This window comes from Halocola ammonii, assembly GCF_049334165.1.
GTDB lineage: Bacteria > Bacteroidota > Bacteroidia > Flavobacteriales_D > Sanyastnellaceae > JBEGHD01.
Genome location: NZ_JBEGHD010000006.1, coordinates 221,736 through 235,150, shown reverse-complemented (window position 1 = coordinate 235,150; position 13,415 = coordinate 221,736). Strand labels below are relative to the sequence as shown.

At 44.3% G+C, this 13,415-nt stretch carries 7 protein-coding genes and 1 tRNA gene; 6 read left to right on the top strand and 2 right to left on the bottom strand.

What is annotated here, in order from left to right:
• The coding region (locus ABHV44_RS08290) for a PPC domain-containing protein (RefSeq protein WP_459074204.1) at window positions 1-6,110 on the bottom strand (6,110 nt) is incomplete at its 3' end.
• Between the two features lie 385 nt (window positions 6,111-6,495).
• Between ABHV44_RS08290 and ABHV44_RS08285 the strand changes: the two genes are divergently transcribed.
• From ABHV44_RS08285 to aroB, 3 genes are all read left to right on the top strand, one after another.
• Window positions 6,496-7,410: a hypothetical protein gene (locus ABHV44_RS08285; RefSeq protein ID WP_459074203.1), complete on the top strand. Its 915-nt coding sequence runs from the start codon at window positions 6,496-6,498 to the stop codon at window positions 7,408-7,410.
• Window positions 7,411-7,502: 92 nt separating this feature from the next.
• Window positions 7,503-7,575 (top strand) — tRNA-Phe (locus ABHV44_RS08280).
• Window positions 7,546-8,724: a 3-dehydroquinate synthase gene (aroB, locus tag ABHV44_RS08275; protein ID WP_459074202.1), complete on the top strand. Its 1,179-nt coding sequence runs from the start codon at window positions 7,546-7,548 to the stop codon at window positions 8,722-8,724. Before ABHV44_RS08280 ends, aroB begins: the two co-directional genes overlap by 30 nt.
• On the opposite strand, the gene ABHV44_RS08270 is transcribed toward aroB, so the two are convergent.
• Window positions 8,714-9,454, bottom strand: a complete 741-nt coding sequence (locus ABHV44_RS08270) for an RDD family protein (RefSeq protein WP_459074201.1) — start codon at window positions 9,452-9,454, stop codon at window positions 8,714-8,716. The genes aroB and ABHV44_RS08270 overlap by 11 nt on opposite strands.
• 55 nt (window positions 9,455-9,509) lie before the next feature.
• On the opposite strand from ABHV44_RS08270, the gene ABHV44_RS08265 reads away from it, so the two are divergent.
• From ABHV44_RS08265 to ABHV44_RS08255, 3 genes are read left to right on the top strand one after another with little or no spacing between them, the layout of a single operon-like run.
• Entirely contained in the window at window positions 9,510-11,384 is a 1,875-nt protein-coding gene (locus tag ABHV44_RS08265) for a stage II sporulation protein M (protein WP_459074200.1), read from the top strand.
• Complete coding sequence (locus ABHV44_RS08260; protein WP_459074199.1) at window positions 11,368-12,111, top strand: DUF4129 domain-containing protein; 744 nt, start codon at window positions 11,368-11,370, stop codon at window positions 12,109-12,111. The genes ABHV44_RS08265 and ABHV44_RS08260 overlap by 17 nt, the downstream gene beginning before the upstream one ends.
• Window positions 12,098-13,399 (top strand): DUF4350 domain-containing protein, encoded by a 1,302-nt coding sequence (locus ABHV44_RS08255; RefSeq protein WP_459074198.1) that lies wholly within the window; start codon window positions 12,098-12,100, stop codon window positions 13,397-13,399. The genes ABHV44_RS08260 and ABHV44_RS08255 overlap by 14 nt, the downstream gene beginning before the upstream one ends.
• Window positions 13,400-13,415 lie beyond the last annotated feature (16 nt).

Genomic DNA, 13,415 nt, shown 5'->3' with positions numbered 1-13,415 from the left:
TCTGAAGAAGTTACAGTTACAGCTCCACAGTTGTCAGTAGCTTCTGCCATCGATGATGGTACTTCAGCATCGCACTCGATAGTTACATCTTCAGGCACTGAAGTGAACTCTGGTGCAGTTGTGTCAACTACTGTGATAGTCTGAACTTGCATTACTTCGTTTCCACAGTTATCAAATCCGCGGAACACACGAGAGATAGTGTAGCTGTTAGGGCAATCACCTGGCTCTTCTGTTTCTGTAAGTTCAATTTCCACTTCTTCATCACAGTTGTCAGTTGCAACTGGGAATACAGGCTCGCCCAATTCCTCGTCACATTCAACTGTCATATCTTCTGGGAACTCTACAAACTCTGGGTCTGTAGTATCTTGAACTGTAAGTGAAGCAGATGCTTCTACAGAGTTCTCACAAAGGTCGCTTGCTGTCCATGTCCACACGATAGTGTAGTTTTCTGGGCAGTCACCTTCGATGATTTCCTCTGATACGTTCACTTCAACTTCACCTTCACAAGCATCTACTGCCGTTACAACAGGTGCTTCTGGGATTTCGTCACATTCTACAGTCATATCTTCAGGAACTCCGTTAAGCACTGGTGCTTCGTTGTCCTCAAGAGTAATGTACTGAGTAGCAGTTGATGTGTTTCCACATCCGTCATCCGCAGTGTAAGTACGAACGAGTACTCCTACACATCCACCTGACTGAAGTTGATCTTCCCATGTAAGGGTTACTTCGTTGCAGTTATCTGTAGCTGAAGCAAATGCCATATCTGTTTGACCACACTCAGCTGTGATATCTACACCGTCCAATTCGATAACTGGAGCTGTAGTATCAACAAGCGTGATCGTCTGAGTAGCTGTTGCTGTGTTTCCGCAACCGTCATCAGCAGTGAATACACGAGTTAGGATATCTGTACATCCGTCACCTTCTACAGACTCTTCAACCGTAATAGATACGTTTTCAGAGCAGTTATCAGTGGCTTCTGCCATTCCTGGATCGAATTCATCGCTGCATTCGTAAGTTGCATCTTCTGGTACGAAAGTGAATTCAGGAGCAGTTGTGTCAACAACAGTAATTACTTGCTCGAAGATAGTAGCGTTTCCACACTCATCTTCAGCAATCCAGGTGCGAGTAATAGTGTACTCACATCCTTCTCCATCTTGCTCTTCACCTACGTATTCGATAGAAACATCTCCAATGCAGTTATCAACTGCTTCAACACCTTCGAACAATGGTACCGGAAGTTCGTCACATTCAACTGTAACGTCTTCTGGGAACACAGTGAACTCAGGTCCGATTTCGTCAGATACTGTAATTGTCTGGCTTGCGATGGTTTCGTTACCGCAATCGTCAATCGCTCTCCAGAAGTAAGTTACTTCTGTGTCGTTAACGCAGTCAGGTTGATTGTTTGGTGTTTCGCATTCTTTGTCAACGTTCACGTCACCGTGACCTTCAACAAGCTCTCCACCTACAACACCCGTGTAAGTAAACCATCCACTTAGACCTTCATTGGCGTTTTTGTTGTTAGCCGCCAATCCACACTGCCATCCGAAGTAGTAATCGGCAGGCATGTGCTCGAGGTATAGGTTGTTACCAGCGTAATCGTTGGTACCAGTAAGGGTTGAGAATCCGTTGACCAACTCGTAGTAAGTCCAATCTTCGTAGTTAGTTCCTGCCAGGTTAGCATCGTCTTTGTACGAACGTCCTAGGGCGCTCCACTCAGACCAAGTAGCTGCATTTTCTAACCAGATTGAAACTTCGAATGATTGGTTAGGATCAATCTCGTTTTCTACTGTACCATAAATATGAGCTGTACCATCATTGTAAGCAATGAAAGTACCACCGTCTACCCAGTTGAAGTTTGCGCTTTCTGCAAGTCCGGCTTGAGCCAATGATGGCAACCAAACTGCCCAGTCAGCACCGAGTCCTTCGGCAACTGAAAGTACACAGCTATCAATTGGGAATCCTGTTTCGCTTTCGAAGATATCTCCTTCGTACTCATTTCCTGAGCATTCGTCTACCGCTACTAGCGGCTCTTGAGCAGGAACATCTTCGATACAAGAAACTGTGATGTCTTCAAGCTCTGGGAATACTGGTCCTTCAGTATCAAGAACAGAGATATTTTGAACACAAGTTGTTTCTTCACCGGTAGGTCCTACCACAAAGAACGTACGTTCAATTGAGTAAGAGCAGTTAGAATCACCTTCGATGATTTCATCTTCGTAAGAGTACTCAAGACCTGCGCAGTTATCAGTAAGTGGCTCTCCAAGAGCTTCAGGTGAAAGGTCACCTCCACATTCTGCTACTGCATCTTCAGGGCACGCTACTCCAAGTCCGTTTGGTTGGTCAAGAGTGATTGAGATCTCGAATGGACCTACTTCACCATTCCATCCATCAACCTGGATGTAGTAAGTCTCACCTGGCACGTAATCTTCACAAGTCAATACGATTTGTGACATCAAGCTTTCACCACTGTCATCATCACAAGCAATTGACGCTTCAGCATCACAACTTTCGAAAACTTGTAGTTGAGTATCGCCATTAGCACCATCTACATCAAGCTCGAAAGTTTCGATGATTACATCTCCACCTTCCGGAGCTACGAAGCTATACCATATGTCGTTATCTACCTCATCGCCACCGAACCAGCAGTCACCTGCAGGCGCATCGCTAGCAGTCGATAGCGTGTTGTCTCCCTCTACAGCAATACCGTCTGTAGCAAGAGCAATCGCTCCATCACAGTCGTTATTGTCTACAGGGTACTCACAAGAACCATCGTCTTCAGTAGCATCTGGATTGTAGTTCAGAGCTTCTTCATCAGTACATCCTTCAATTTCACAACCGAGTTCCTCAGCTGTTCCACCGATTGGAGTAAGAATGATTTCTGGCCCTTCACCGTCTTCAAGAGTTACATTATATAGTTCGTCACCTTCTTCATTAGTAATTACAAGGTCGTTTCCGTTCCATCCATCTCCGAAAGAGTCTTCTAGAGATAGTTGGTAGCAACCGTCAGCGAGGCAAACATCCTCATTATACGGTGCACCTCCTGAAAGAACTTCGTTTCCTTCATCGTCAGAAAGTGTCCAGCTAACTTCACTTGCGAAGCTTCCGCCTCCAACTGAAACATTATACGAGTTTTCTCCTTCTTCACAAGGCTCTGCTTCAAGGAGAGATCCGCAGTATACATTATATTCAAATGTTTGTCCAGAAGAAGAACCTGAAACACATGATACTGATCCGTCAGAATCTACGGCAATCGAAATAAAGTCGCCAGTTGATTCTACGACAAGACCAGAAATGTCTCCAGTACCACTAAATAGTACAGGGTCATCTGAAGTAGCTCCATCGTAAATAATGATATCATCGCAGCATGACTCAAGAGAGCCCGCGATGAACTCAATTACCATAGGAACACCAGCTGCGTTTGACTCGTACGTGGCGAAAATATCATTCTCGCTGTTTCCATAGCAGTACGTAGCCGAAACTGGCTCGGTATCACAGGCTGCAATCACGCATGAACCATCGTCCTCAGTTGCATCTGGGTTATAGTTCACAGCTTCTTCATTTGTACAACCAGGTACGATAGCAGATCCACAGTAAACCTCGTATTCAAAAGTTTGACCAGAGGATGAACCGCTATCGCAAGAAACTGATCCATCAGAATCAACCGCTAATGAGATATAATCTCCAGTAGCCTCTAAAACCAATCCTGTGAGGTCTCCTGAACCACTAAATAGTACAGGTGCAGATGCATCCTGACCATCATAGATGATAATATCATCACAGCATGACTCTAGTGAGCCTGAGTTGAAAATGATTGAGATAGGAGTTCCTGACTCATTTGATTGGTAAACTGCGAAAATCCCGTCTTCGTTATTTCCGTAGCAGTATTCTTCAGCAATAGGCTCTGAATCACAAGCTGGAAGAACACATGAACCATCATCTGAAGTCGCCTCTGGATCATAGTTTAAGGCATTCTCATCTGTACATCCTGGGATGTCGTAAATACAAGATTCGTCATCGATTGTAGCACACTCTTCAAAGTTGAGTGCTTCTGGATCTGTACATCCTTCTACAGCTTGAGTAGAAACTGTAATATCGAAAGTTCCTGCTTCAGCTCCGTAGCCATCTACCTGAACGTAATAAGTTTCTCCTGGAATGTAGTCACCGCAGAGAAGCTCTGCAACAGACATGAATGATCCACCGTGGTCATCAAAATTCCCACCGTCATCATCACAAGCTACTTCAACTCCACCACAAGCATCGTAAACCGCTACTTGAGTGTCGCTATTAGTACCAGCAAATGTCTCAATGATTACATCTCCTTCTTCAGGAGCCACAAAGAAGAACCATACATCATTCTCCGCTAAATCAGCAGAGTCAAAGAAACATGATCCTTCTGGTCCTCCGCCTGTAGCTTCGCTGTTATCTCCGGCAGTTGCACCGCCATCAACCAAAATTTCAACAGCGCCTTCGCACTCATCGTTTTCTGGCCCAACAACTTCGTATTCACAAAGCTCTTCGTTGTCACCACATACTGCTTCCGGATCGAAGTTCAAAGCTTCTTCATCCGTACATCCAGCTTGTTCGCGAACAACTGTAATTGGGTTTGAAAGATCGAAACAACCTTCGAGGTCGTTTGCATTCTCTCCAACTTCAGCTCCTACTAGACCGTCATCAAATGACAGGTGCCAGATCAGGCAAGTACCCGCACCAGCTCCTTCAAGATCAAATGGCGATCCTTCTGGAAGTGCAAGAATGTTTCCATCGGCATCGGTGATAACCCAAGCCATGTTAGGACCTTCAGCTCCTTCTAGAGTAACGTCAATCGGATCGGCAACACCGTCACCAGCGCAAATTGTTGTTTCGCTTTCTGTCGAGATTTGACCTCCGTTAACGATAACACAAGACCCGTCATCTACATCCGCTTCTGGATCGTAGTTACAAGCTGTTTCATCTGTACACCCTTCTACTGGGAATACACATGAACCATCGTCACACTGAGCGTTTTCGTCATAATTAGACGCCTCTGGATCTGTACATCCAGCTTGCTCACGAACTACAGCAATTGGTTCTGAAAGATCGAAGCAACCTTCGAGGTCGTTCGCATTCAAACCAACTTCAGCTCCTACGAGCCCATCGTCAAACGACAGGTTCCAAATGAGGCAAGTTCCTGGCTCAGCACCTTCAAAATCAAAAGGCGGTGCAGCAGGAAGATCAAGGATGTTTCCATCTTCGTCTGTAATTACCCATGCTGTGTTAGGACCTTCAGCTCCTTCAAGTGTTACGTTGATCTCATCTGCAATTCCGTCACCAGCACAAATAGTTGTAGCGTCATCTGTTGAGATAACACCTCCATCAACAATGATACAAGACCCATCGTCAATAGTCGCTGCCGGATCGTAGTTACAAGCCGCTTCAACTGTACAACCCTCTACCTGAGCAGGAATTGGGTAAATACATCCAAGCTGTGAACCATCGATCTCTTCATAACCCTGACCTTCTTCATTAATTGGGTTTTCCCAAACATAACGAAGGCTTCCTTCAGGACCACCAATACCACCATTCAATACCTGAACGTTGATCTTGTAGCTGAATTCACCATCAGTTACGAATTGACCCAACATGATTTGGTTGTTCTCATTGTTTGTGAGATTTGGATTACCAGGAGTACCGAACCATGCACCGTCATCCATAACAAGGCTCTCACCGTTGTTTTCGAATGGTGCAAACGGACTTCCTACAGTCCCTTCACCAGGAACCTCCTGAATACCACTTGCACATGGATCACCTACAGTTAAATAGGTATCATATTCAAGTTCTGGCACAATAGGAAAGAAACCACACTGAGCCCCGATGAGCAACCCCTGAGGGTTTTGATAAAAACTAGTGGTCGTCATCACCTCCATTGGGTGAACACCATAAGCGGCTACCGCGGTAAGGATGTCGTCATCCGACTCCAGCTCGGCATAGACCCTGTAGGCCGTATATCCTGTGAAGTCGGTGGACCCAATCTCACCGCCCAGAGGAATCTCCTCAACAGTGATCCCAACTAATTGGGAACGAGCCGTTACGACACAACACAGTGCCATTAATAAGAATAGAAGTTTTTTCATAATTAAGCATTTTTTTTGGCTATTAGACAATACATTAATTTTTAGAAGGCATACTTAAGGATCTCAAAAGTAGCAAATAAAATCCAGTTTCAAAAAAAAATTTTTAAAATATCGATGCTATTCGGTGATTCATCGAATATTTGAGCTAATCCATCTACAGTGTTCCATCGAAGCAAATTCAAAATTATTTGATCTATTCATTAACCGTGTGATCAAAATATTAACTCCACGACACCAATTGTTTAACCACACAAACAAGAACCAACATGAGTGCAACTAACTCTTTTTGTGGTATTAAGAATAGTTAGCAATACAAATTCTACCAAGTTCGTGCTCTACTAATGCGAAGTGATTATCTTCACTGCCACAACCCCTAAAGTTGAGCATGAAAAAATTGAAATTAAAAAATTCACTCTTTGCGGCATTCACTGTTGTCGCACTTCTCTTTACTGACAGCCAATGTTTGGCTCAAGGCGATTCCACGATAACCAGAAGCTTCAAACAGACCTTCCAGATGGAAGCCGATGGACTTTTCGATGTCAACTTGCAGTATTCTCAATTAAAAGTTGTCAACTGGGACAGTAGCGCTGTGAGCATTGAAGGCATGGTTGAAGCACTCACAGCTGACTCTGCTGAAGCTGAAGAAATTTTTAATCTTTTGACTGTAGATATGTATAGCAGTCCGCTCGAAACCGGACTATCGACCCGAGTGGACGCTGAGTATAAAGAGCGTGAAAAGCAACCTTTCACCATCACTTTCACAGTGAAGCTACCAAAATCTGTGGGCGTACTCGGCCGGTTCGATTTCTGTAAGGTTGACGTTCCGACTCTTTCAGGACCGACTGACCTGAAGTTCAACTACACGGACCTCACCGCAGATAGCCTCAACTTTAACAAGTCAGAAGTAGCCGGAAAACACAGCACAACAGAAATTTCCAATTTTGCCGGAAATATGATCGCCAGTCAGTATGGAACTCTCAAAGTGGGTACAATTACTGACTCTACCGAAGTGATTAACGAATATGGTACTGCAGATATAAATAAGTTATCAAACTCTTGTCGTTGGTTGAAACTCGTCAACGATTTTGGTGACATCCAGATCACAGTATCCGATTCGATTTCTTACAAAATGGATGTAGACTCGAGCTACGGTACTCTGATCTTTCCCGAAGAAGATGAAGACATGCCTCTCACCGATCCGGCAAAAGAAACTGAATGGCAAGCTACATTTGGAAGCGCCAAAGAGGAGGCGATCCTGAAAATCGACAACGAATTCGGGTCTATTACATTCACGAGATAGACTGCGAATCGGGCATTTACAAATCTTCCTGAAAAAAAGTTGCCCCACAGTTTTGCCGAGACAAAATATTTATAAATTTGCCCCTCCATTTCGGTGCCATAGCTCAGGTGGTAGAGCAAAGGACTGAAAATCCTTGTGTCCCTGGTTCGAATCCAGGTGGCACCACTCGAAATCGAAAAAAGGCTGTTTTCCACAGGAAGACAGCCTTTTGTATTTTGCACCTGTAACGAATTGCAAATGTCTGTGAACCCAACGAATTCAGTCGTCTTTTCTCAGGAATTATCAAAGGACATCAAAAATCTCGGCCTGAGCGAAGTTTCCGGAATTTTCCTTTTGGCAGATTCAAACACACTCAAGCATTGCTGGCCCGTTTTGGCAGAATCAATTCCCGAATTCAGAGATCGTATCGAAATTCTGGAAGTGCCTCCTGGTGAAGGAACAAAATGTTTGGAGGTTGCAGCGCAGCTATGGAGCACGCTGATGGAACTGGGAGCTGACCGACAGTCGATGCTGATCAACCTAGGCGGTGGTGTAATCTCGGACCTGGGAGGATTTGTCGCCTCTACCTATAAAAGAGGTATGGCATTTTGCAACGTTCCAACCTCATTGCTGGGTCAGGTGGATGCAGCAATCGGAGGTAAAACGGGGATAGACCTCGACTCCTTTAAAAATCAGGTCGGCACTTTTGCAGATGCGAAGTGTACTCTTATTTCGTCATCGTTTTTAGGAACCTTACCCCAACGCGAACTAACAGCTGGCTTGGCAGAAATGATAAAACACGGTTTGATTGCCCGTGAGGGTTTATTTCATAAGCTCGAAGAAATTAAAAAGGCGACTCCAGCAGAAATCTCACCATTGGTAGAAGAAGCTGCATCAGTGAAACTTTCAATCGTGGAAATTGACCCGAACGAGAAAGGGGAAAGAAAAAAGCTAAACTTTGGACACACTATCGGTCATGCCGTTGAATCACTTTCTATGGAGAGCGATGAAGCTCTATCACATGGTGAAGCTGTAGCCATTGGGATGTTTGTAGAGACACTTTTGTCAAAGAAAATACTCGACCTCAGCAATGCAGAAAGTAAGCGCATCGAAAACTTGCTACTCAAACACTTTCGAGAATCTCTGTGCAGAATTTTTAACAGCCAGGACGTATGGGAGATAATGCAGCACGACAAGAAAAATGTAAACGGTAAAGTGAACTGTACACTTATCTCCTCTATCGGAGAAGCTCAAATTGACAACGAAATTTCTATCGGAGATTTTGAAATAGCATGGAGACAGTTTGAGAGTTTTCAAAATTGGATCAACGAGTAAGAACGATGTAATCCTTTATTAAGGTCTTTAAAAACTTCTTCGGCTCCTTGGGCATTTCATCAAGCTCAAGTTGCTCCGCCATTCTTTCGCTTAGTTCTCTCACGGTATCGCGGTGAGCTTCATTTTTGTGTTTATCAAAACGATCTACCGTTTGCTTAATAAGCAGCATGTCTTCTTCTCTAAATTCCCGAATCTGAGGATAAACCGGTTCGTAATTTTGCTTTGTGTTAATTTTCAAAATATCCTTTAGACTTACCTTGAGCTTCGGCCTTACACGCACCACTGTAGAATTGCTCAGCAAGCCTCCGAGCCTCTGACCATTTTCTGTAGAAGTCACCAAAATCGCGGCTAAACCACCCAGTGAGAGCCAAATGTCTACAAACCGAAAAGCCCAACGAGTTAGGTAATCTGTAAAGTTCAGTTGTTTCCCATCGAGCTTCACCACTTTGATACGGAGGGCCATTTTTCCTACTGTTTGTCCATTAAAAAGCGTCTCCATCCAGAGTGTGTAAAAAGTAACTGGAAGGAAAGCGATAATAAACTGAACCACCTCAGCAGTTTGCCTGGAGTCCAGGGAAATAAAAATCCAGAGAACGAAGAGATTTAACAAAAATGAAGCGGCAAAAAGAATGAGAATGTCGATCAAAAAAGCCAGAAACCGATCGAGCAAACCTCCGAGCTCATAGCTAATAGTCACATTCTGAGTGGTCTTAATGTCGATGGTTTGCATTTGATCTGAAAGTTATATTTTAGCTAATCTCTAAAAAAATTCTGAACTACCGGACATGCGGGAGACGGACTTCATTAAGCAAAATAAAAACAAGTGGATTGAATTTGAGCACGCGCTCAAAGACAATAAAACCGATCCCGAAAAACTCAACCGGCTGTTCATCGAAACTACCGATGACCTTTCCTACTCCAGAACTTACTATTCGAACCGATCGGTTAGGGTATATCTGAATGGAATTGCTCAACGGGTATTCCAACTCATCTATCGCACGAAAAGCAACCGGGCAGGTCGCTTCAAGGCCTTTTGGATGAAAGACCTGCCGCAAGCCATGTGGTTTTCTCGTAACGAACTTCTGCTGGCCTTTCTACTGTTTGTTTTTGGCTTTGGGATTGGTGTCATGAGTAGTATCTACCACCCCGAGTTCGTCAACATCATTCTCGGGGACAGATACGTTTCGATGACGGAGGAAAACATAAAAAATGGCGACCCGATGGGCGTTTACAAAGATGGAAACGCCATCAGTATGTTCATTTGGATTGCCAGCAACAATGTGCGAGTTGCACTACTGGCCTTTGTCTGTGGGGTATTTTTCTCTGCCGGCACTGTCTTGATCATGCTCTACAATTCAGTTATGGTAGGGGCTTTCATTTGGTTCTTTGTGCAACGAGATCTGTTCTTCGAATCTTTCTACGCCATCATGCTCCACGGTACGCTGGAACTTTCCTGTATCGTGCTGGCCGGCTGTGCCGGGCTAGCCCTTGGCCGTGGACTGCTTTTCCCTGGAACCTATTCTCGCGGGCAGGCTTTTCTTTTGTCTGCCAGACGAGGCATTAGAATCATGATGGGCGTGGTGCCAGTTTTGGTTTTTGCTGCAGTCATCGAAAGCTTTGCTACTCGATACACCGAAACTCCAGATTTTTTCCGCGGAGCGATAATCGTATTGAGCGCAGCTTTTATCGTTGGCTACTTTGTGGTACTGCCCTACCGTTTGAGAAAACGCGGAATCCTCGAAGACCAGGAAGAAGAGCAATTGCAACCAACCAAAAACGAGAGGCTCGTTCTCCACGAAGTGAAATCCGTAGGGCGAATTTTCACAGAGCTATTTTTGTTCTACCGCAAGGGAATCAGCAAAATGTTTCGGTCAGCCTTCCTCGGCTTTCTCGCACTGGTCGCCCTGGTTTACGGAACCGGAAATTATTTTTACGAAATCATCGAGACTAACCTCGTTTACGGTCTCCCTCCCGGGCAAATAATATTTCCTTTCCCCACGCTGAATGACTTTTTTGCCTACACCGAGCACTGGGTGCTACTTCCATTCGCCATCTTGTTTTTCTTCCTGGCCACGAGCACTTCAATCTTCATTTTTGAAAAACACCGCTTAGGTGAGCTCGGCTATAAAAAATTTATTCGTGAGAATGGAATGAGCATTGCACTCACAGCAGTGATTATCTCACTGTTTTTCTATCTACCCCACTGGTCCCTTACCACACTGGCTTTTGGTCTGCTGACACCTATCCTACTTCTTTCGCTCTACTCCGCCATCAAGAAAAAGATCTTTCTTTTCAGCGGGTTTAACACAGCTCTTCAGTTATTGAGATCGAATTTTCCTTTTATGATGGGTCTTCACTTTATCATCTTTCTGGTACAGTTTCTTTTCATTCTCGTTGTAGGTGCTCCATTGCTCTACTTCAACCTGGAGCTGGTTACCATGAATTTGCCAGCCGACTTCTTTCTGCTGGACGACATGCCTTACCTTCTCTACTCCTTTGCAGCAATTGTAGGTATGGGAATGGTCTACCCAATGTTGGTCTACGGCATCAACTTGTTTTACTATCACTGCGAAGAAATGGAGCAAGCCGTTTCTCTGAAATCAAAAATTGCCGAAATAGGCATCAAAAAACGAGCTTACGGCCTTGAGAAAGAAGTTTAATCCCATTCGAAATATCGTCTTCACAATCTTCGCAGTCCTACTGGTGGCTTTGAGTCTGTTGACTCCTGCAACTTCTATTGCTCAAGAATCTGACAGAATGAATGAGGAGTCGTGGGAGGAGGCCACTGAAGGAGTGAATTATGGCAACACCAAAGAACAAGAAGAGGAGGAGGAAGAGATTGAACCGCAAGAAGAAGACAAAGAAGATTCTGACAGTAGCTTTTGGAACTGGGACATAGGCATAAGTCAAACCCTCCTAAAAGTTTTATCGATCTCACTGATCGTGATTTTGCTCACTTTCGTCCTGGTGAGGCTGCTGGGAAATAGAATCGGTTTTGGAAAGCTCAAAGAAAAGAAGCTGAGCTTCACGCTGGAAGACGTTGAAGAAAACCTGGAAGAATCTGACCTGGAGCGCTTCAAGCGCGAGGCACTGGATAAAAAAGACTTCAAAACAGCGATTCGCATTTTGTACCTGATGATTCTCAAGGATCTCTCTATTCAAAACAAAATTGCCTGGAAAAGAGAAAAGACAAACAGTCAATACGTCAGAGAGATGCGAGGCAACGAAGGATTCAAGGAGTTTAGAGATTTAACACGCTCATTTGAATACGTGTGGTATGGCGAAATGCCTTTTTCAGCAACCGACTACCAGAAATTGCTACCTGCTTTTAGCAGTTTTCTCGATCGTTTAGAACAACAAAACAGCAAGAGCAATGAAAAAGAGTAACACTGCCCTTATCATTATCGCTCTTGTTTTGGTTGTAGCCTTGCTGGTTTACATCATTCTAAACTCGGGTTATAATTGGGGCGAAAGCTACAAGCCCGATGATGAAAATCCATACGGCACAACTGTGCTAACCGATATTTTTGAAAAAACAGGCGAATTCGAAATCGTAACGGATACGATCTACAAGACAATCCCCGAGGACGCCAGCGGCAACTATGTTTTTGTTGGACGAACTCTCTACACCGATTCACTTGAGTTGGATTTTATCATGCGCTTTGTGGAAAGAGGTGGAAACGCTTACATTTCAAGCAAATACCACAACTACACCTTGCTGGACACCCTTTTTAAATTACCGGAAGGCTCGCTCGACTATTACTTCCAGCAGGGTAGTGAACCGTTGCAATATTCCAACTTCATCAATTCTGTGAGAGACACCATTGTGAACGGAAAGCTCATGGGCTCTGATAGTCTTTTCGAGTGGAAACACGTGTACGACAACGAAATGGTGTGGCACAACTGGAACTATTTCGATCATCAGATTTTATCGGAAGACACTACCCAAAAAGTTGTGATGCTGGGTGACATTCAAACTCCTCTTTATGGCGAGTTTTATTCGAACTACCTGTCCCGCGACTACGGAGAAGGAACTTTTTACTTCCACACCACTCCGGAGGTTTTTACCAATTATTACCTACTTGAAAAGAAAAATTTTGAGTACGCCAGAGAGGTCTTTTCGAGCATGAAAGACGGACCGGTTTATTTTGACGAGCACAACCAAAATTATCAGTACACAGGCTCCAAGGACAGTACCAACAGAGGCGCGGCCGACAACGAAGGACCGCTAACCTTCATCATGTCTCAACCTCCACTCCGGTGGGCCTGGTATCTTTTGCTCCTCGGAGGGTTGTTATATTTGATTCTGGGATCGAAGCGAAAGCAACGTGTTATTCCGGTTTTGGAACCGAACACCAACACTTCGATTGAGTTTGCTGAAACGGTGAGCCAGCTCTACATGAGGCAAAAAGATCATCGAAAGATCAGCTCCACCAAGATGAAGCTCTTTTTGGCTTTTATCCGCGAGCGATATGGAATTAAGACCAAAACGGAGACGAAAAAAGAACAGGAAAAATTAATCGACCGCATTTCCAATCTCTCGGAGGTTGACCGCGAAGTCGTCAAAAAGATTTTCGATCAGGACAAAGAAATCTTGACAGCGTACGAAGTGTCCAACAAAATGCTTGTAGATTTCCACCACCTGATCGAGCACTTCTACCACAATTGCAAATAATCCATTCTTATGAAAG

Bases quoted from the DNA above. Each gene is read 5' to 3' on its own strand.
- ABHV44_RS08285 (WP_459074203.1), top strand. From the start codon at position 6,496: ATGAAAAAATTGAAATTAAAAAATTCACTCTTTGCGGCATTCACTGTT.
- ABHV44_RS08270 (WP_459074201.1), bottom strand. From the start codon at position 9,454: ATGCAAACCATCGACATTAAGACCACTCAGAATGTGACTATTAGCTAT.
- ABHV44_RS08265 (WP_459074200.1), top strand. From the start codon at position 9,510: ATGCGGGAGACGGACTTCATTAAGCAAAATAAAAACAAGTGGATTGAA.
- ABHV44_RS08255 (WP_459074198.1), top strand. From the start codon at position 12,098: ATGAAAAAGAGTAACACTGCCCTTATCATTATCGCTCTTGTTTTGGTT.